The 19,726-nt window shown below is 74.4% G+C and carries 15 protein-coding genes; 9 read left to right on the top strand and 6 right to left on the bottom strand.

The genetic code is table 11. The features are described 5' to 3' along the window. Positions 1–256 precede the first annotated feature (256 nt). The 3 genes from ACN27A_RS10925 to ACN27A_RS10935 are packed head-to-tail and all read left to right on the top strand — an operon-like array spanning position 257 to position 2,896. Complete coding sequence (locus tag ACN27A_RS10925; RefSeq protein WP_421458436.1) at positions 257–1,504, top strand: MurT ligase domain-containing protein; 1,248 nt, start codon at positions 257–259, stop codon at positions 1,502–1,504. Next, a complete protein-coding gene (locus ACN27A_RS10930; RefSeq protein WP_132236287.1) occupies positions 1,494–2,216 on the top strand; it encodes a type 1 glutamine amidotransferase in 723 nt (240 codons plus the stop codon). The genes ACN27A_RS10925 and ACN27A_RS10930 overlap by 11 nt, the downstream gene beginning before the upstream one ends. After that, entirely contained in the window at positions 2,213–2,896 is a 684-nt protein-coding gene (locus tag ACN27A_RS10935; RefSeq protein WP_357580155.1) for a TVP38/TMEM64 family protein, read from the top strand. Before ACN27A_RS10930 ends, ACN27A_RS10935 begins: the two co-directional genes overlap by 4 nt. Positions 2,897–3,070: 174 nt before the next feature. On the opposite strand, the gene ACN27A_RS10940 is transcribed toward ACN27A_RS10935, so the two are convergent. Further along, positions 3,071–3,727 (bottom strand): response regulator, encoded by a 657-nt coding sequence (locus tag ACN27A_RS10940; protein WP_421452121.1) that lies wholly within the window; start codon positions 3,725–3,727, stop codon positions 3,071–3,073. Further along, positions 3,724–4,980, bottom strand: coding sequence for a sensor histidine kinase (locus ACN27A_RS10945; protein ID WP_421452124.1), 1,257 nt, complete (start codon positions 4,978–4,980; stop codon positions 3,724–3,726). The genes ACN27A_RS10940 and ACN27A_RS10945 overlap by 4 nt, the downstream gene beginning before the upstream one ends. Before the next feature lie 132 nt (positions 4,981–5,112). On the opposite strand from ACN27A_RS10945, the gene ACN27A_RS10950 reads away from it, so the two are divergent. Both ACN27A_RS10950 and ACN27A_RS10955 read left to right on the top strand, forming a co-directional pair. Beyond that, entirely contained in the window at positions 5,113–6,027 is a 915-nt protein-coding gene (locus ACN27A_RS10950) for an ABC transporter ATP-binding protein (RefSeq protein WP_421452126.1), read from the top strand. Continuing rightward, entirely contained in the window at positions 6,024–6,878 is an 855-nt protein-coding gene (locus ACN27A_RS10955; protein WP_421452129.1) for a hypothetical protein, read from the top strand. The genes ACN27A_RS10950 and ACN27A_RS10955 overlap by 4 nt, the downstream gene beginning before the upstream one ends. Before the next feature lie 128 nt (positions 6,879–7,006). On the opposite strand, the gene leuS is transcribed toward ACN27A_RS10955, so the two are convergent. Continuing rightward, the gene (leuS, locus tag ACN27A_RS10960) at positions 7,007–9,841 is read right to left on the bottom strand and encodes a leucine--tRNA ligase (RefSeq protein WP_421452132.1); all 2,835 of its coding nucleotides are present in this window, start codon (positions 9,839–9,841) and stop codon (positions 7,007–7,009) included. A gap of 580 nt (positions 9,842–10,421) precedes the next feature. Here leuS and ACN27A_RS10965 point away from each other — a divergent pair. The 3 genes from ACN27A_RS10965 to ACN27A_RS10975 are packed head-to-tail and all read left to right on the top strand — an operon-like array spanning position 10,422 to position 15,256. After that, complete coding sequence (locus ACN27A_RS10965; protein ID WP_357580149.1) at positions 10,422–11,477, top strand: AAA family ATPase; 1,056 nt, start codon at positions 10,422–10,424, stop codon at positions 11,475–11,477. A 1-nt stretch (position 11,478) separates the two neighbouring features. Beyond that, entirely contained in the window at positions 11,479–12,777 is a 1,299-nt protein-coding gene (locus ACN27A_RS10970) for a DUF58 domain-containing protein (protein ID WP_393164853.1), read from the top strand. A gap of 16 nt (positions 12,778–12,793) precedes the next feature. Further along, complete coding sequence (locus ACN27A_RS10975) at positions 12,794–15,256, top strand: transglutaminase TgpA family protein (RefSeq protein ID WP_421452139.1); 2,463 nt, start codon at positions 12,794–12,796, stop codon at positions 15,254–15,256. Between the two features lie 340 nt (positions 15,257–15,596). Here ACN27A_RS10975 and ACN27A_RS10980 read toward each other — a convergent pair whose 3' ends face one another. From ACN27A_RS10980 to ACN27A_RS10990, 3 genes are all read right to left on the bottom strand, one after another. Further along, entirely contained in the window at positions 15,597–15,992 is a 396-nt protein-coding gene (locus tag ACN27A_RS10980; protein ID WP_421452142.1) for a DUF3040 domain-containing protein, read from the bottom strand. A gap of 115 nt (positions 15,993–16,107) precedes the next feature. Further along, on the bottom strand, positions 16,108–17,367 hold the full coding sequence (locus ACN27A_RS10985; RefSeq protein ID WP_421452144.1) for a DNA polymerase IV: 1,260 nt from the start codon (positions 17,365–17,367) through the stop codon (positions 16,108–16,110). 87 nt (positions 17,368–17,454) lie between these two features. Continuing rightward, positions 17,455–18,993: an MFS transporter gene (locus ACN27A_RS10990; RefSeq protein WP_421452147.1), complete on the bottom strand. Its 1,539-nt coding sequence runs from the start codon at positions 18,991–18,993 to the stop codon at positions 17,455–17,457. 97 nt (positions 18,994–19,090) lie between these two features. Here ACN27A_RS10990 and ACN27A_RS10995 point away from each other — a divergent pair, with 97 nt between their 5' ends. Next, a complete protein-coding gene (locus tag ACN27A_RS10995; protein WP_421452150.1) occupies positions 19,091–19,663 on the top strand; it encodes a TetR/AcrR family transcriptional regulator in 573 nt (190 codons plus the stop codon). Positions 19,664–19,726 lie beyond the last annotated feature (63 nt).

Below are 19,726 nucleotides of genomic sequence, written 5' to 3' on the forward strand. Positions count from 1 at the left end.
CTTCCCTCCACCCGCAACCAGAATCGCCCGCGTGGCGCGGCCTTTCGGCGCGCAAAACCGCACGTCAACGAGGGTGGAGCGGAGTGGAGGGCCGCGGGGCCCGCCGGGCCGGTCCGCTTTCCGACATAGATCGACTCCGTCCGGCTGAGCGCGTCCCGACCACCCCGCCGGACGACCCCGGCCGAACGGTTCGCCGTCGGCGGCGATCTGGCGGGGTCGCCGGTCCGGTAACCTCGCTCGGGTGACGGACGCGAAGATGCCCCTGCGGGCAAAGGTGGCAAGCTCGGTGTCGCGGACCGCCGCGGCGCTGTCGCGGGCCGCGGGGCGCGGTGACGGCTCGGTGATCGGCGGCTGGATCGGCCTCAAGATCGACCCGGACCTGCTGGCCCACCTGTCGGCCGGGCGCGCCATCGCCCTGATCTCCGGCACCAACGGCAAGACCACCACCACCCGGCTCACCGCGGCGGCGGTCGGGGTGCTCGGCCGCGTCGCCACGAACTCCTTCGGCGCCAACATGCCGACGGGGCACACCTCGGCGCTCGCCAAGGCCGGCAGCACGCCCTACGCGGTGCTGGAGGTGGACGAGCACTATCTCGCCCAGGTGCTGGAGGCCACCGAGCCGCACGTGGTGGCGCTGCTCAACCTCTCCCGCGACCAGCTCGACCGGGCCAAGGAGGTCGCCATGATGGCGCAGCTCTGGCGCGCCGCGTTGGTCCGGCACACCGACGTCCGCGTCGTCGCCAACGCCGACGACCCGATGGTGGTCTGGGCTGCGACCCCGCCGCCCAACCACGACCACCGCATCGCCCCGCCGCAGGTCACCTGGTTCAGTGCCGGGCAACGCTGGCACGACGACTCCTGGGTCTGCCCGGAGTGCGGCTCCACCATCCAGCGCTCCGGCGACCAGTGGTGGTGCAGCGGCTGCCCGCTGCGCCGGCCCCAGCCGCAGTGGACGGTGGAGGACGACGGCGTGCTCGACCCGACCGGCGCCTGGCACAAGGTCAAGCTCCAGCTCCCCGGCAAGGTCAACGTCGGCAACGCCGCGACCGCGCTGGCCGTCGCCGCCGAGTTCGGCGTCCGGCCCGTGGACGCGGTGCTCCAGCTCGGCAGCGTCACCTCCGTCGCGGGCCGCTACGCGCAGGTCGACCGGGACGGTCGCAACATCCGGCTGCTGCTGGCGAAGAACCCGGCCAGCTGGCTGGAGGCCTTCGACATGGCCGACGTCGCCCCGACGCTGCTCTCCATCAACGCCCGGGACCCCGACGGGCTGGACACCTCGTGGCTCTTCGACGTCGACTTCGCCCCGCTACGGGGCCGGCAGGTGCTGATCACCGGCGACCGCGCGTACGACCTCGCGGTCCGGCTCGAGGTCAACGACGTGCCCTTCCAGCATGTGCGGACGTTCGACGACGCCGTCCGGTCGGTGCCCCCGGGGCGCCTGGAGGTCATCGCGAACTACACCGCGTTCCAGGACATCCGAGCGGAGTTGGACCGTGTCAACTGAGAGCCTGCGCATCGTCTGGATCTACCCCGACCTGCTCTCCACCTACGGCGACCGGGGCAACGCCCTGATCCTCGCCCGCCGGGCGCGGCAGCGCGGCTTCCCGGTCGAGGTGCTGGAGGTCCGTTCCGACCAGCGCCTCCCCTCCACCGCCGACATCTACCTCATCGGCGGCGGCGAGGACGGCCCGCAGGCGCTCGGCGCGCAGCGGCTGCTCGCCGACGGCGGCCTGCACCGGGCGGTCGCCCAGGGCTCGGTCGTGTTCGGGGTCTGCGCCGGCTACCAGCTCCTCGGCACCTCCTTCTTCGCCAAGGGCACCCTCTGCGCGGGGTTGGAGCTGCTCGACCTCTCCTCCGACCGGGGGCCGACCCGCGCCGTCGGCGAGCTGGCCGGCGAGATCGACCCGCGGCTGGGCGTGCCGGCGCTGACCGGGTTCGAGAACCACGGCGGGCGCACCCACCTCGGCCCGGGGGTCTCCCCGCTGGCCCGGGTCACCGCCGGGGTCGGCAACGACGGCGCCACCGAGGGGGCGTGGCGGGGCAAGCTGCTCGGCACGTATTCGCACGGCCCGGCTCTCGCCCGCAATCCCGCCCTGGCGGACCTGCTGCTGCGCTGGGCCACCGGCGCGCACCAGCTCCCGCCGCTCGACGACACCTGGTCGGACCGGCTGCGCGCCGAGCGCCGCACCGCGGTGGCCGCCGCCGCCCGGGCATGATCCTGGCCGTCCGGCGGCTGCTGCGGCAGCCGTCGGCCGTCCGGTTCGCCCTGCTGCTGCTCCTGCTCGCCAGCTTCGGGGCGGTGCTGCTCGTCGTCGACCTGCCCGAGGCGCGGGAACTGCCCGGGCTGGCCGACCGGCTGGGCGGCCTCGCTCCCGTGGCGGCGGTCCTCGGCGGGGCGCTGCTGCTGGTCGCGCTGGTCCCCCGGACCTTCATCACGCTCGCCTCGGGCGCGATCTTCGGTGCGCTGGAGGGCGCCGCGTACGCACTGGGCGCCGCCCTGCTCGCGGCGGCGCTGGGCTTCACGGTCGGCCGCCTGCTCGGGCGGGACTTCGTCGCCGAGCGGGTACGCGGCCGGCTGGCCCGGCTGGACGGCTGGTTCGCCCGCCAGAGCGTCCTCGGCGTGGTCACCGTACGGCTGCTGCCGATCGCCGGCTTCGGGCTGGTCAGCTACGGCTACGGCACCACCGGCGCCCGGGTGCTGCCGTTCCTCGCCGGCAGCGTGATCGCCTCCGCGCCCACCGCGTTCGGCTACGCGGCGGTGGGTGCGACGGTCACCTCCCCGGGCGACGTCAACTGGTTCGGCGTCGCGCCGGCCGCGCTCGGCCTGATCGCCAGCGTCGTGCTGATCCACCGCTGGTGGCGCGCCGAGCGGCAGCGCCGGCTCGGGCCGAGCTGACCCCGGACGCCCTGCCCTGCCCGCGCCGTGTCCACTGCGCTATGTCCGCCACGCTCTGCCTGGGAGATCTTGGTACGAAAGGGCCCCTCCAGGGGCCGTTCCTTGCCAAGATCGGAGCGGACACATCGCGGGGCGGTGCGGCAGGGCGTGGGACGGGTTACCCGGTGAATCGCCTCAGCCGCTCGGGGAGACCAGCCCGGCCTCGTAGGCGGCGATGACGAGGTGCACCCGGTCGCGGGCGCCCAGCTTGCTGAACAGCCGGGCCACGTGCGCCTTGGCGGTGGCCGCGCTGATCACCAGCTCGGCGGCGATCTCGCCGTTGGACAGGCCCCGGCCGACGAGCGTCAGCACCTCGCGCTCCCGCTCCGTGACGCCGTCGAGGGCCCGGGTCGGGGCGGCGGGGGTCGGCCGGCGGGCGAACTCGGCGATGAGCCGGCGGGTGACCCCGGGGGCGATCAGCGCGTCCCCGGCGGCGACCACCCGGACCGCGCCGAGGATGTCGTCCAGCGCCATGTCCTTGACCAGGAACCCGCTCGCGCCGGCGCGCAGCGCGGCGTGCACGTGCTCGTCGTCGTCGAAGGTGGTGAGCACGAGGACGCGGGTGGCGCCGCCGTGCGCGGTGATCGCGCGGGTGGCCTGGATGCCGTCCATGCCGGGCATCCGCAGGTCCATCAGCACCACGTCCGGCACGACCTCGCGGGTCAGCCGCACCGCCTCGGTCCCCGTACCCGCCTCGCCGACGACGTCGATGTCGGGGGCGTCGGCGATGAGCACCCGCAGGCCGGCGCGGACCAGTGGCTGGTCGTCGACGAGCAGCACCCGGACGCTCACCGGTCCGCCTCCCCGGCCCGCGCTCCGACCGACTCCGTCGCCACGTGTGCTGCCGGCGCTGCCGGGGCCGCCGTCGCCGCGGGGGGTGCCGGTAGCCACGCCGTCACCCGGAAGCCGCCCTCGGGGCGGGGCCCGGCGTGGAACCGGCCCTCCAGCAGAGCGACCCGTTCGCGCATGCCGAGGATTCCGTGCCCCTCACCGCCGACCCGGGCGCCCCGGCCCTCGTCGACGATCTCCACGGCGATCTCGTCGGGGCCGTGCGTGACGGTGACCCGGCATTGGTCGGTGCCCGCGTGCCGTACCACGTTGGTGAGCGCCTCCTGCACGATCCGGAACGCGGCGAGGTCGACCTCGGCCGGGACGGGCCTCCGCTCGCCGACGCGCCGCAGGTCCACCCGCACCCCCGCGTCGGCGGCAGCCGCGACCAGTCGGTCGAGGTCGTCCAGCCCCGGCGTCGGGTCCAGCGACGCCGACTCCGACTGCGGGCGGCGCAGCGCGCCGAGCGTACGCCGCAGGCCGGCCAGGGTGTCGCGGCTGGTCGCCTCGATGGTGGCGAGCGCGGCGCGGGCCTGGGCCGGTTGGGTGTCGATGACCCGGGCGCCCACGCCGGCCTGGATGGCGATCACCCCGATGCTGTGGGCGACCATGTCGTGCAGCTCGCGGGCGATGCGCAGCCGCTCGGCGGTGACCGCCTCGGCGGCGGCGTGCGAGCGGAGCGCCTCCGCGTAGCCGCGCCGGGCCCGCACGGAGTTGCCGACCGTCCACGCGGTGACGACCGCCAGCACGGCGAGCGTGGCCCGGTTGATGGGGTCGCTGGCGGGGTTCACGAAGCCAGCGGTGATCTGTACGACGAGCACCGCGACGGCCACCGGCACCGAGACCCGGCGCGACCTCCTCGCCGCGATCAGCCCCACCACCAGGTCGATGGCCAGGAACTGCGCGTACCAGATGTCGGTCAGGTAGCCGCCCTCCGGAACGTTGACGGCGGCGGTGACCACGCACGCCGCGACGACCATCAGGGCCAGGGCGAGCACCGGGCGGCGGCGCAGCAGGCCGGCGGGCGGGACCACGGCCAGCAGCGGCACCAGGTAGCGCTCGGAGATCCACCAGTCGCCGAACCCCACGCCGCCCCGGCTCGACGCGACGGCCGGGGCGAGCAGCACGGTGACGGGCAGCAGCGCGACGCCGACCCAGGGCAGGACCGCCCGCGCCAGCGACGCGGCGCGGCGTGGCAGCGGCACGGTGGCGTCCATCCGCCCACGGTAGCCAGCCGGCCGCCGCCCGGGCATCGGCCCACGGGCGTACGCCCCGGGGTGGGTGTCCGGCCGCCGGGTGTGGCCGCCGGGGCGACGCCCCGCCGCCCGCCGCCCGGCAGCGTGGGTGGAGTGATCGAACTTCAATCCCTGACGAGACGGTACGGCCGCACGACGGCCGTCGACGACCTCACCCTGACCGTGCGCCCCGGCCACGTGACGGGGTTCCTGGGCCCCAACGGGGCCGGCAAGTCCACCACGCTGCGGATGATCATCGGGCTCACCGCGCCGACCAGCGGCACCGTCACGGTGGACGGGGTCCGCTTCGCCGACCGACCGCGCGGGCTGCGCCACGCCGGCGCGTTGCTCGACGCCGGGGACGTGCACGGCGGGCGCAGCGCCGTCGCGCACCTGTCGGCCCTGGCCCGCAGCAACGGCATCGCCCGCGCCCGGGTCGACGAGGTGCTGCGGGAGGTGGGGCTGTCGGCCGTCGCCCGGCGGCGCATCGGCGGCTTCTCGCTCGGCATGCGGCAGCGGCTCGGGATCGCCGCCGCGCTGCTCGGGGACCCGCCCGTCCTGCTCTTCGACGAGCCCTTCAACGGCCTCGACCCGGAGGGGGTGCGCTGGGTACGGGACCTGTTCCGGCGGCTGGCGGCCGAGGGGCGCACGGTCTTCGTCTCCAGCCACCTGATGAGCGAGATGCAGAACTGCGTCGACCGGCTCGTGGTGATCGGCCGGGGCCGGCTGATCGCCGAGCAGGGCCTCGCCGAGTTCGCCGCCGGGAGCACCCGGGCCGACGTGACCGTCCGTACGCCCGACCCGGCGACCCTGTCCGCCGTGCTCACGGCCGAGGGCGCGCACGTCCGCCCGGACGACGCCGGGGCGCTCGTCGTGACCGGCCTGACGGCCGCGCGGATCGGCGACCTCGCGCTCGCCCACGGCGTCGGGCTGCACGAACTGACCGCCCGTACCGCCTCGCTGGAGGAGGCCTTCATGGCACTCACCGCCGACAGTGTCGAGTATCTCGCCGGGGAGGGGACCCGATGACCGCCGTGACCCAGCCGACCCGCCGACCGACCGTGACCGGGGCGCCGGCCCGGTTCAGCGACCTGCTGGCCGCCGAGTGGATCAAACTCTGGTCGCTGCGCTCGACCCGCTGGACGCTGCCGCTGGTCTTCCTCTTCGTGGTCGGGGTCAGCGTCAACGCCAGCCTCGCCGACCACCGGAACTGGCCGGGATACCCGCAGGGGCGCCGGGACATGTTCCACCTGTACGGGCCGGTGCGCGACGCCTTCCCCGAGGTCGGCTACCTGGTGCTGATCCTCGCCTCGGCCACCATCGGCGCCCTGACGATCGTCGGCGAGCACCAGAGCGGGCTGATCCGGGCCACGTTCGCCGCCGTTCCCGCCCGCCGCGCGCTGGTCGCGGCGAAGGCCGCCGTACTGGCCGGGGTCATGCTCGTCTTCGGCACGGTCACCGCGACGACGTCGTTCTGGGTGTCCCAGGCGATCCTCGCCGACCGGGACGCCGGCTGGTCGATCGGCGAGCCGGGGGTGCTGCGCGCGGTCGTGGCGAGCGCCGCGCTCGTGCCCGTGTGCGCGCTGCTCGGGCTGGGTCTGGGCGCGCTCACCCGGCACGCCGCCGGTGCGGTGGCCGCCGCGACGGCGGTGCTCGTGCTGGTGCCGATGGCGGTGGACAGCGACGAGCACCGGTGGATCGCCGAGGCGTACAACGCCCTGCCGCTGACCGCCTGGCTGCGCCTGATCGAGGTGCATCCCGACGTCGTCAACCTGGACCCGTACCCGGCCACCGTCACCGGCTCCTGGCTGACCCTGGCCGCCTGGTCCGCGGCTGCCACCCTGGCGGCGATCACCCTGACCCACCGTCGCGACCCCTGACCCACCCCACCCGCCCCCGCCCCACCCGGCGCGTCGATCATGCAGTCGTGGTGCCCGGCTCATCCCGGCCCGGGGACCTTGTCCCCCACCACAACTGCATGATCGACGCCTTCGGCACAGCGCCCGGGTCAGGCCACCACGGAGACCATGCGGCCCTTGATGACGATGACCTTGCGGGGGGTCTTGCCGGCCAGCGAGGGTGCGACCGCCTCCAGGGCCGCCGCGCGGACGGTCTCCTCGGACGCGTCGGCGGGGACCTCGACGCGGCCCCGCACCTTGCCGTTGATCTGCACCGGGTACGTCACCGTCTCGGCCACCAGCAGCGCGGGGTCGGCGGTCGGGAAGTCCGCGTACGTCAGGGAGGTGTCGTGTCCCAGCCGGCGCCACAGCTCCTCGGCGACGTGCGGGGCGAACGGCGCCAGCATCAGCACCAGCGGCTCGGCCACCTCGCGCGGGGTCTCCGCCAGCCGGGTCAGCCCGTTGGTCAGCTCGATCAGCTTGGCGATCGCGGTGTTGAACCGGATCGCCTCCATGTCGCCGCGGACCCCGTCGACCACCTTGTGCAGCAGCCGCCGGGTGGCCTCGTCGGCGGGCGCGTCGGTGACCCGCAGCGCGCCGGTCTGCTCGTCGACGACCGCCCGCCAGACCCGCTGCAGGAACCGGTACGACCCGACGACCGCCCGGGTCTCCCACGGCCGGGACACCTCCAGCGGGCCCATCGACATCTCGTAGACGCGGAACGTGTCCGCCCCGTACGCGGCGCACATCTCGTCCGGCGTGACCACGTTCTTCAGGGACTTGCCCATCTTGCCGTACTCGCGGTTGACCGCCGTGTCGCCCAGGTAGAAGCCGCCGTCGCGCTCGGTCACGTCCTCGGCCGGCACGTAGGCGCCCCGCGCGTCGGTGTACGCGTACGCCTGGATGTAGCCCTGGTTGAACAGCTTGCGGAACGGCTCGAACGACGAGACGTGCCCCAGGTCGTACAGCACCTTGTGCCAGAACCGCGCGTACAGCAGGTGCAGCACGGCGTGCTCGGCGCCGCCGACGTACAGGTCGGTGCCCCCGCAGTCGCCCTCGCCGCGCGGCCCCATCCAGTACGCCTCGTTCTCCGCGTCGACGAAGCGCTCGGAGTTCGTCGGGTCCAGGTAGCGCAGCTCGTACCAGCACGAGCCGGCCCACTGCGGCATCACGTTGGTCTCGCGGGTGTAGCGCTTCGGGCCGTCGCCCAGGTCCAGCTCCACCTCGACCCAGTCGCGCCGGCGCGACAGCGGGGTCTCCGGGTTGCTGGCGGCGTCCTCGGGGTCGAACGTGCGCGGCGAGAAGTCGTCCACCTCGGGCAGCTCGACCGGCAGCATCTCCTCCGGCAGGGCGATGGCCGCGCCGGTCTCGTCGTAGACGATCGGGAACGGCTCGCCCCAGTAACGCTGCCGGGAGAACAGCCAGTCGCGCAGCCGGTAGGTCACCGCGCCCGTGCCGTGCCCGTTGGCCTCCAGCCACTCGATGATCCGGGCCTTCGCCTCGGCCACCCCCAGGCCGTTCAGGTCCAGGCCGCGCTCGGGCGCGGCGCTGTTGACCGCCGGGCCGTCCCCGGTGTACGCCTTGCCGTCGAAGCCCTCCGACGGCTGCACGGTACGCACGATCGGCAGGTCGAAGACCTCGGCGAACGCCCAGTCCCGCTCGTCCTGGCCGGGCACCGCCATGATCGCACCGGTGCCGTAGCCGGCCAGCACGTAGTCGGCGACGAAGACCGGGACCTGCCCGCCGGTGACCGGGTTGGTGGCGTACGCCCCGACGAAGACGCCGGACTTCTCCTTCGTGTCGGCCTGCCGCTCGACGTCGGTCTTGGCCGCCGCCGCCTTGCGGTACGCCTCCACGGCCGCGCGCGGGTTGGCGTGCCCGCCGGTCCACGCGTCCTTCGTCCCCTCGGGCCAGGCCGCCGGCGCCAGCGCGTCGACCAGCTCGTGCTCGGGGGCCAGCACCATGTAGGTGGCGCCGAAGACGGTGTCGGGCCGGGTCGTGAACACCCGGATCGGCGCGACGGCGGTCGGGAAGTCGATGTGCGCGCCCGTGGAGCGGCCGATCCAGTTGCGCTGCATCAGCTTGATCGGCTCGGGCCAGTCCAGCGTGTCCAGGTCGTCCAGCAGCCGGTCGCCGTACGCGGTGATCCGCATCATCCACTGCTTCAGGTTGCGCTTGAAGACCGGGAAGTTGCCGCGCTCGGAGCGGCCGTCGGCGGTGACCTCCTCGTTGGCCAGCACGGTGCCCAGCCCCGGGCACCAGTTGACCGGCGCCTGCGAGACGTACGCCAGCCGGTGCTCGTCGACGATCGCCCGGCGCTCGGCGACGGACAGCTCCGCCCACGGCCGCCCGTCGGGCGTGGGCCGGTTGCCGCCCTCGAACTCGGCGATCAGCTCGGCGATCGGGCGGGCCCGCTTCGCCCCGGTGTCGTACCAGGAGTTGAAGACCTGCAGGAAGATCCACTGCGTCCAGCGGTAGAAGTCGGTGTCGATGGTGGCCACCGAGCGGCGCTCGTCGTGGGCCAGGCCCAGCCGGCGCAGCTGCGCCTTGTAGCGCTCGATGTTGGCCACGGTCGTGGTCCGCGGGTGGGTGCCGGTCTGCACCGCGTACTGCTCGGCGGGCAGGCCGAACGCGTCGAAGCCCATGGCGTGCAGCACGTTGCGCCCCGCCATCCGCTGGTAGCGGGCGAAGCAGTCGGTGCCGATGTAGCCCAGGGGGTGGCCGACGTGCAGGCCCGCGCCCGACGGGTACGGGAACATGTCCAGGACGTACAGCTTCTCCGCACCGGTGCGCGGGTGACCGGGGTCGGCCAGCGGGCCGGTCGGGTTCGGGGCGTGGAACGTCCCCTCCCGAGCCCAGGCGTCCTGCCAGCGCTGTTCGATCTCCTCGGCCAGGGCCGCGGTGTACCGGAACGGGGGAATGTCGGCCGGTGCTGCCTCACTCATGGCGTCTCCTCGCTTCGCTCGTCGCCGCCGGCCACGCCACGGCCGGGCTGGGTGCTGACCTCGCTCGGCGCGGTCATGTCGGTCTGGCTCGGGTCTGTCCGCCGCCGGCGCCGCGCCGCCCGAGGGCCGCCGCCGGTGCCGGGTGCCGATCGCCGGGGCGTCCGGCGGAGGGCACAAAAAAGCCCCTCGCGCAGGAGGGGCCGCCGTGCTGTCGCGCGTCAGCGCATCAGCACGGCCCGGTAAGAAGCAGGAAGAATCCGGCCATGCCCGGGAGTGTACCCCGCCGTCCCGTCCCGCACGTCGCCCGCCGCCACAGGTCGGGACGGCGACCGCGGACGTACGCGCCGGGGCAGCCCTTCGTGATGATCACCGGCACCGAGAGCGACGGTCCGTCCCCCGACCCGGCGAATGTTCGGTGCGTAACCGACCGTCTACCTGCGGGGGTCGGCGACGGCGACAAACATGGTTAGCCTGAGAGACCAGTGAGATTTCTGCGGCAGACGAGGCTCGGCGTCGCGAACCCTACGGCGGGTCCAGGTGCTCTATACAGAGCTGCCGTCCGGCGACGAGGAGGAGGCCCGTGACACAACAGACCTGGGACGAGGTGGGCGGCGTGTTGCCGCACGACGAGTTCCGCGCCGCCAGCGAAGCCATCGTGTCCAACATCGAGCAGGTCATCGAGGGCAAGACCGCCACCGTGCGGCTCGCCCTGGCCGTCCTGCTCGCCGAGGGCCACCTGCTCATCGAGGACGTGCCCGGGGTCGGCAAGACCAAGCTCGCCAAGGCCATGGCCCGGTCGATCGACTGCTCCGTGCGCCGCATCCAGTTCACCCCCGACCTGCTGCCCAGCGACGTCACGGGGGTCAGCGTCTACAACCAGGAGACGCACGACTTCGAGTTCCGCCCCGGTGCGGTCTTCGCCAACCTGGTCGTCGGCGACGAGATCAACCGCGCCTCGCCGAAGACGCAGTCGGCGCTGCTGGAGTGCATGGAGGAGCGCCAGGTCACCGTCGACGGCGTCACCTACCACCTCCAGACGCCGTTCATGGTCGTCGCGACCCAGAACCCGATCGAGATGGAGGGCACCTATCCCCTCCCCGAGGCGCAGCGCGACCGGTTCACCGCCCGCATCGCGATGGGCTACCCGGACCCGAGCGCCGAGCTGGCGATGCTCGACGGGCACGGCGCGACGGACCCGCTGGACGAGCTGCGTCCGGTCGCCGACGCCAACACCGTGCGGCAGCTGATCGGCCACGTCCGGCAGGTGCACGTCGCCGACGCCGTGAAGCAGTACGCGATCGACCTGGTCACCGCCACCCGCGAGGCCGCCGACCTGCGGCTGGGCGCCTCCCCGCGGGCGACCCTCCAGCTCCTGCGCACCGCCCGCGCGGTGGCCGCCCTGGAGGGGCGCGACTACGTCCTGCCCGACGACCTCCAGGTGCTGGCCGTGCCGGTGCTCGCGCACCGGATCATCCCCACCGCCGACGCCCAGCTCGCCCGGCGTACGACCGACGCGATCGTCTCCGAGCTGGTGCACCGGCTGCCGCTGCCACACGACCGCGGGCGCTCCCCGTACGACACCCGCCCCACGGGCGAGGGCAACGGCCGAGCCACGTACGAGCCGCGGAGGCGGTGACGTGCGCGACGGGCTGCGCGGCCTGACCACCCGCGGCCGTTCGTTCGTGGCGGCCGCGGTCGCGGCGGCGGTCTCGGCCGGCATCCTCGGCGAGAAGGACCTGCTCCGGGTGGCCGTGCTGCTGGCCGTCCTGCCGCTGCTCGCCGCGGCCTACGTCGGGCGCAGCCGCTACAAGCTGGCCTGCAACCGGTCGCTGGACCCGCACCGGGTGCCCGTCGGGGCCAGCTCCCGGGTGGTGCTGCGGTTGCAGAACATGTCCCGCCTGCCCACCGGCACCCTGCTGCTGGAGGACCGGCTGCCGTACGCGCTGGGCAGCCGGCCCCGGGTGGTGCTGGAGCGGCTCGGCGCCCACCAGGCCAGCTCGGTGGCCTACACGGTGCGCGCCGACGTGCGTGGCCGCTACGAGGTGGGCCCGCTGGTGGTCCGGATGACCGACCCGTTCGGGTTGTGCGAGCTGAGCCGCGCCTTCCCGAGCACCGATCATCTGACCGTCATCCCGCAGGTCACGCCGCTGCCCTCGGTGCGCCTGCCCGGCGAGTACGCCGGCAGCGGCGACAGCCGGGCCCGCTCGGTCGCGGTGCACGGCGAGGACGACGCCGCCACCCGGGAGTACCGGATGGGCGACGACCTGCGCCGGGTGCACTGGAAGTCCACCGCGCGCACGGGCGAGCTGATGGTGCGCCGGGAGGAGCAGCCCTGGGAGAGCCGGGCCACCGTCGTGCTGGACACCCGCGCGTACGGCCACCGCGGCGACGGGCCGACGGCCTCCTTCGAGTGGGCGGTCTCCGCGGCGGCCAGCATCGCGGTGCACCTGCGGCAGGCCGGCTACAAGCTGCGCCTGGTCACCGGTTCCGGCGCGGACGTGGACGCGTCCGAGGCGGCCGGCGACGGGGTGCTCCTCGACCACCTCGCCGAGGTCCGGCTCGACAAGTTCGGCGAGTTGACCACGCTGGTGCAGCGGGTCCGGCAACGGTCGGACGGCGGCCTGATCATCGGCCTCTTCGGCTCGGTGAGCACGGCCGAGGCCGAGCTGCTGGCCGGGCTGCGGGGCAACGGCGCCACCTGCGTCGGTTTCCTGCTCGACAGCTCCACCTGGCTCAACCTGCCCGCCAAGGCCCGGGCCGAGGCCGACCACGCCCACGGCGCCGCCGCGCTGGCCATGTTGCAGAGCGGCTGGCGGGTCATCGGCGTCGACCACGGCACGCAGTTGCCCGCGCTGTGGCCGCAGGCGGCCCGCGGCTCGCAGGGCTTCGCGCTGCGGGCGGCCATGGCCGAGACGGTGGCCGGCGGCATGCGATGAACGGAAGGGTCCCCTCATGATCGCCCACCGGAACCTGGGCTTCGTGGCCGCCGCGGCGACGCTGCTCGCCGCCGCGCCGCTGTCGGCCATCTTCGAACGCTGGACGTGGCTGATCCAGGCGACGATCGCGGTGGCCGTGGTCGCCGCCGTGGCCGCGCTAGCCCGGCTGGCGCGGGTTCCGCTCTGGGGCCAGGCGCTGGGCATGCTGGCCGGCCTGACGCTGGCCCTGACCTGGCTCTTCCCCGGCGGCACCGAACTGCTGGGCATCGTGCCCACCCCGTCGACCTTCACGCACTTCGGCGAGTTGCTCGACGGCTCGCTGGAGGACATGCGCTCGTACGGCGTCAAGGTCCCCGACACCGACCCGCTGCTGTTCGTCACGGTGCTCGGGATCGGCGGGGTGGCCGTGGTGGTCGACGTGCTCACCGTCGGGCTGCGCCGGCCGGCGCTGGCCGGCCTGCCGATGCTGGCGATCTACTCGGTGCCCGTCGCGGTCTACGTGGACAGCGTCCCGGCGGTGCCGTTCGTCGTCGGCGCCGCCGGGTTCCTCTGGCTGCTGGTGACCGACAACGTCGACCGGGTCCGCCGGTTCGGCCGGCGGTTCACCGGCGACGGGCGGGACGTCGACGTCTGGGAGGCCTCGCCGCTGGCCGCCGCCGGCCGGCGGCTGGCGGTGGTGGGTGTGGCACTGGCCGTGGTGCTGCCGCTGGCCGTGCCGGGGATGACGGGCGGGCTGCTGGACACGCTGGGTGGTTCGGGCAACGGCAACGGCAACGGGCGCGCCGGTCAGGGCGGCACCGGCCGGATCGACCTGTTCGCGGCGTTGAGCGGGCAGCTCAACCAGTCCGAGGTCGCCGACCTGGTCAAGGTCACCACGAACGAGCCCCGCCCCTTCTACCTGCGCTTCGGCGTGGCCGACAAGCTCACGCCGAGCGGCTTCCGCGAGGGCACCCCCACGGGCCGGCCCGTCGACGACCTGCCGGCGCCGTCCGCGCGGGGCGTCGAGCAGCGGACGTACCAGGCCACGGTCGAGGTGACGAAGACCCTCAACATGCCGCTGCTGCCGGTCTACACCGAACCGGTGCGCTCCGAGGGCCTCAACGGCAACTGGGCGTACGACCCCAGCCTCCAGGTGGTCTTCTCCCACCGGGACAACTCGCGCGACAAGCGCTACTCGTTCGAGTACGTGCGCTCGACCTACACGCCGGCGGCCCTGCGCCGGTCGTCGCCGCTGCCGGCCGACCACGCCGTGCGGCGCCTGCATCCCGCGCCGCCGCCGGTGCCCGAGGTCGAAGAGCTGGTCTCCACCCTGGTACGGGGCAAGGACACCGAGTACGACAAGGTCCGCGCGATCTACGACCACTTCTCCGCGGACAACGGCTTCACCTACTCGCTGAGCACCAAGGGCGGCACCAGCGGGCGGGAGATCGTCGACTTCCTGGACAACAAGGTCGGCTTCTGCCAGCAGTACGCCGCCGCGATGACGTGGCTGGTCCGGGCCGCCGGCGTACCGGCCCGGGTGGCGTTCGGCTTCGCCAACGGCAGCAACTCCGGCGACGGCACGTACACGCTGACCAACCGGAACCTGCACGCCTGGACGGAGGTCTACTTCAACGAGGTCGGTTGGGTGCCCTTCGACCCCACCCCGGCGTACGGCGTGCAGGGCTCGACCCGGTCGGCGTGGGCGCCGGACATCGACGCCCCGGAGGCGGAGACGCCGACCGCAGGCCCGACGAGTGCCCCCGGCGACGTCGACCCGTCGGCCGGCCCGGCGGGGCCGGAGGGCCCCGAGGAGGACATCGACTCCGGCCTGGCCCTCGACGGCACCGCCCCCACCGACCAGGCCCCGGTCTGGCCCTGGTACGCCGCCGCGGCGGTGCTGGCCCTGCTCGCTCTGCTCGCCCTGCCGGCGCTGCGCCGCACGGCCCTGCGCCGCAGGCGCAGCGGCCCGGCGAAACCGGCAGCGGCGGCGGTGCGACCCGGGGCCGCCGGCGACGCGCCCGCCGACGGGCGACGCATGGTGGTGGTGGCGGACGCGGAGCGGGCGCGGGCGGACGCGCACGCCGCCTGGGACGAACTGCTGGACACGCTCGTGGACTACCGGGTCCGGGTGGACCGGACGGAGACCCCCCGGGCGACCGCCGACCGGCTGTCCCGGGAGGCGCTCACCGCCGACGCGGTGGCGACCACGGCGGTACGCCTGCTCGGCCGCGCCGAGGAACGCGCCCGCTACGCCCGCGATCCGCTGACCGGCGAGCAGCTCCTGCCGGCCCTGCGCACCGTACGCGCCGCGCTCGCCGCACAGACCGACCGGCGTACCCGCCTGGTGGCGGCGGTGCTGCCGCCGTCGGTGCTGCTGCGCTGGCGCACGGGCACGGCCGAGGCGTCGTCCCGGCTGGTGGCGGCGGGCGGGCGGGCCCGGCACCGGTTGCTGCGCTGGAACCCGCGTCGCCTGCTGGCCGGCCGCATGGCCCGCTGACCGACGGACGAACGGGCCGGTAGGGGCACCCGCCCCCGCCGGCCCGTCGCGTTCGCGGGGCTGCCGTCGCGGCACGGGCCTCGGTCGGCGAGCGTTCCAGATTCTCCAGGTCCGCTATGCCGGGTGCCGGGCCGTCACGGTGCGATACCCCCGGTCGTCGGGCCGCCAGCCGACGGCCGTCAGGGCCGACCGGGCTCAGGGCCGACGGGGCCGGCCGGATGCCGGACATCGGGAGATGAGGAGGGTGCACGCCCCCGGGGCGTGCGGAGTCGTCGGTGGCCGCCGGGCGTCCCGGCGGCCGACTGTTTGTCGCGCGGCCCGCCTCAGGGGCGGGCCGGGCTCAGCGGTGCCCCTCCGGGCGCTGCCGCCACCGGTCCTCCATCCGGTCCAGGATCGAGGACCGACGACCCGACCGGCCGCGGGGGCGACGACGACTCGTCGTCCCGCCCACGACGTGCAGGTCCGGTGACTGCCCCCGACGGTGCGACTGCACCGCGAACGCGGCCGAGGCCAGCATGACGACGAAACCCGCCACTGCCAGCGGCGGAAGCTTGATCACCGCGCCATAGACCAACAGGGCCAGCCCAGCGATGATCACGCCGGCAGCGACGAGCAGGCGACGCCGCGCGTGGAAGCGCGGATCGCTGGCGCGCACGGCCGAGGCGAATTTGGGGTCCTCGGCAAGCGACCGCTCGATCTGCTCGAACAGCCGCTGCTCGTGCTCCGAGAGCGGCACGGCACTCCTCCCCGGTCACGTTGGTCGGCCCGGTCGGGCCGACAGACCGTGGCAGCCAACCGGCTGCTTACCCGCAAGTCTACGAGGGCCCTCGCGCGTCGGAAAGCGGGACGACCTACGGCCGGGGTGGATTTTCATTTCGTCGCCCCTCGCGGGGCCCGAGCAGACTGGCCGGACCTATGACGGACCGCCCGAAACGGGCAGCGGCGGCGTCGGCTGCGGCCTCCGCCTCCCGCCAGCCCCGCTCGGGCGCGCCGAGGGTGAGCTGCCGCGGGGTCTCCCGCGCGGCGGCGAGCCCCTCCACCCGTACGCCGACCAGACGGACGGGCTCACCCGGGTCGAGCGCGGTGTAGAGCGCCCAGACGGTGTCGAAGATCTCCCTGGCGACGTCGGTCGGCACACCCGCCGTGCGGGAGCGGCTGACGGTGCGGAAATCGGTCAGCCGCACCTTGAGCGACACGGTGCGCCCGACCTGCCCGGCCCGGCGCAGCCGGATGCCGACCTTCTCGGCGAGGGCGAGCAGCGCCCGGCGGATCTCCAGCGGGTCGGTGACGTCCACGTCGAAGGTCACCTCGGCGCCGATCGACTTCTCCGCCTGCTCGGGGGTGACCCGGCGCGGGTCGCGCCCCCAGGCCAGCTCGTGCAGGTGGGCGGCGGACGCCTCGCCGAGCGCCTTGCGCAGCATGCCGACCGGGGCCTCGGCGAGATCGCCGATCGTGGCCAGGCCCAGCCGCCGCAGCGTCTCGGTGGAGCGCTCCCCCACCCCCCACAGCGCCGACACCGGCAGCGGGTGCAGGAAGTCGAGCACACGGGTGGCCGGGACGACGAGCAGGCCGTCGGGCTTGGCGCGCGTCGAGCCGAGCTTGGCCACGAACTTGCTCGGCCCGACGCCGACGGAACAGCTCAGCCCCTGCTCCCCCGCGACCCGCTCGCGGATGCGCCGGGCGATGGCGGCCGGCGGGCCGAAGAGCCGCCGGGCGCCGGCCACGTCGAGGAACGCCTCGTCCAGGGAGAGCGGCTCGACCAGCGGGGTGACGTCCCGGAAGATCTGCATCACCGCGGCGGAGGCCGCCGAGTACTGCGTGAAGTCCGGCGGCAGGTAGACCGCGTGCGGGCAGAGCGCCCGGGCCCGGGCGGTGGGCATGGCGCTGCGTACGCCGTAGCGCCGGGCCTCGTAGCTGGCGGAGCTCACCACCCCGCGCGGGCCGGTCCCGCCGACCACGACGGGCCGACCGCGCAGCTCCGGCCGGCGGCGGACCTCGACCGAGGCGAAGAAGGCGTCCATGTCGACGTGCAGGATCGGGCAGCCGGAATCGTCGGCGTCCGGCCCGAACCGGGGATCGCCGCCCCGGGGCAACGACTGGCTGCGGCCCATCCCCGCAGGCTAGCCCGGGCCTGTGACATGCCACCCCGGCAGGCCCGGGCGGGGCCGGCCGGGGTGGTCCCGGGGCGGTTCGCCCGGTCAGTGCGGGTCGGTGGGCGTGGTCCCCGCCGGCACCCGCCGCAGGGCGACGGCGCAGGCGACCGCGCCGAGGAGGAGGATCGCCGCGCCGATGAGGGCGGTGGCCGTGAAGCCCTCGGTGACGGCCTCGAAGGCCCGGGCCAGCAGCACGTCGGCCACCTCGGCCGGGAGCTGCGCGGCCACGGTGAGGGCACCGCCGACGGTGTCGGTCGCGGCGTGGGCGAGTTCGCCGTCGAGCCCGGGCGGCACCCCGGTCTCCATCTCCGCGCGGTAGGTGGCGGCGGAGATGCTGCCCAGCACGGCGATGCCGAGCGCGCCGCCGAACTCGGTGCTCGTCTCGGCGATCGCCGAGGCGGCCCCCGCCCGCTCGGGCGGGGCCGTGGTGAGCACGAGCGAGGTGGCCAGCGTGCTGGTCATCCCGACCCCGACGGTGAGCAGGCCGTAACTGGCGATCAGCCACCAGACCGGCGCGTCGGCCCGCATCGTGCTGACCAGCAGGAACCCGCCGGCGGCGATCACGAGCCCGGCGGCGACGAGGACGGCCGGCCGGGTGCGCGGCGCGAGAGCGGAGGCGAGCGCGACACCGACGATGCTCCCCGCGATGGTCGGGAGCATCCAGAGCGCGGCGTCGAACGGGGTGAGGCCGAGCACGGTCTGCAGGTACGTGACCGCGAGCAGACCCATGCCCGCGCTCGCGAACGTGATCGCCGTGTTCGCCCCGATGGAGGCGGAGAAGGAACTCCTGGTGAAGAGCCGCACGTCGATCATCGGCCGCTCGCTGCGGCGCTGCCGGCGGACGAAGAGCGCGCCGACGGCCAGGCCGACGGCGAGGGCCACCAGCGACACCGCGTTCGGGCCGTCCTCGGCGGAGCGCTTGACGGCGTAGATGACCGGCAGCACGGCGGCCAGGGAGAGCACGGAACTGAGCGGGTCGAACCGGCCCGGGTTCGGATCCTTGGACTCGCGCAGCAGGAACGGGCCGACGACGAGCAGCAGGAGCATGACGGGGACGTTGATGACGAACACCGAGCCCCACCAGAACCGCTCCAGCAGGAAGCCGCCGATGATGGGGCCGATCGCGATGCCGCCGGTGAACGCGGCCGTCCAGATCCCGATCGCGGTACGCCGCTGGTCGTCGTCGGCGAACATGCCCCGGATGAGGGAGAGCGTCGACGGCGCGAGGGTGGCCCCGCCGATGCCGAGCAGGGCCCGGGCGGCGACGAGGAGTTCGGGGCTGGTGGCGAACGCGGCCAACAGCGACGCCGCGCCGAACGCGGCGGCCCCGACGAGCAGGAGCCGGCGGCGTCCGACGCGGTCGCCGAGGCTGCCCATGGTCACCAGGAGACCGGCCATCACAAAGCCGTAGATGTCCATGATCCACAGGTACTGGCCGGCGCTGGGTGCGAGGTCGGCGCTGATCCAGGGCGCGGCCATGAACAGCACGGAGAGGTCCATGGAGGTGAGCAGGGCGGGAATGACGAGCGCGACGAGGCCGAGCCATTCCCGACTGCCGGCACGGGAGGGTGCAGGAGTGGTCACCCGCGAAATGTACGCTCGTACAAGACGCTTGTGCAATACATCCGTGCAAGACGCTTGTACAAGACGCGCGTCCAAGGGCAGCGACTACACTGCCGGCGTGGGACAGCGGGAGGACCTCCTGGCGGGGGCGAAGCGGTGCCTGGTGGAGAAGGGCTACGCCCACACCACGGCCCGGGACATCGTGGCGGCGACCGGTGCCCACCTCGGCTCCATCGGCTACCACTTCGGCAGCAAGGACGCCCTGCTCAACGCGGCCCTCCTGGAGACCTTCGACGCCTGGGGCGACGCGATCGCCGCGGCCGTCGTGGCCGAGCCCGGAGGCGCGCCGCTGGACCGCCTCCGCCGGTTCCTCGACGGCATTCTCGCGCTGGCGCCCGAGCAACGGGCCGTCCTGGTGGCGAGCGTGCAGGCGTACGCCCAGGCGGAGTTCGCGCCCGAGGTGCGGGACCAGCTCGTGGCCAGCTACGCCGCCAGCCGGCGGGAACTCGCCGCACTGGTGCTGGACGTCGCGCCCGCGGAGGTCTCGGCGGACCAGGCGCGACGCTTCGGCTCGCTCGCCCTGGCCCTCATCAACGGCGTGCTGCTCCAGTGGATGCTCGACTCCCGGTCGGCCCCCACCGCCGACGACCTCGTGCGGGCGATCGAGGGGCTCACCGGGAGCGCACGGTGAGCGCGGCGACGCTCCCCGCGAACGGCTGAGCCCGCTCCCGGGCGCGGAACGGCCGGCGCGGGC

Origin of the sequence: Micromonospora sp. WMMD737, assembly GCF_049179055.1 — a bacterium.
Taxonomy (GTDB): Bacteria; Actinomycetota; Actinomycetes; order Mycobacteriales; family Micromonosporaceae; genus Micromonospora; species Micromonospora reichwaldensis.

What these genes read in the sequence shown, in the direction of transcription:
- ACN27A_RS10925 (WP_421458436.1), top strand. Translation starts at nt 257, where the DNA reads ATGCCCCTGCGGGCAAAGGTGGCAAGCTCGGTGTCGCGGACCGCCGCG.
- ACN27A_RS10935 (WP_357580155.1), top strand. Translation starts at nt 2,213, where the DNA reads ATGATCCTGGCCGTCCGGCGGCTGCTGCGGCAGCCGTCGGCCGTCCGG.
- ACN27A_RS10945 (WP_421452124.1), bottom strand. Translation starts at nt 4,980, where the DNA reads ATGGACGCCACCGTGCCGCTGCCACGCCGCGCCGCGTCGCTGGCGCGG.
- ACN27A_RS10955 (WP_421452129.1), top strand. Translation starts at nt 6,024, where the DNA reads ATGACCGCCGTGACCCAGCCGACCCGCCGACCGACCGTGACCGGGGCG.
- leuS (WP_421452132.1), bottom strand. Translation starts at nt 9,841, where the DNA reads ATGAGTGAGGCAGCACCGGCCGACATTCCCCCGTTCCGGTACACCGCG.
- ACN27A_RS10975 (WP_421452139.1), top strand. Translation starts at nt 12,794, where the DNA reads ATGATCGCCCACCGGAACCTGGGCTTCGTGGCCGCCGCGGCGACGCTG.
- ACN27A_RS10985 (WP_421452144.1), bottom strand. Translation starts at nt 17,367, where the DNA reads ATGGGCCGCAGCCAGTCGTTGCCCCGGGGCGGCGATCCCCGGTTCGGG.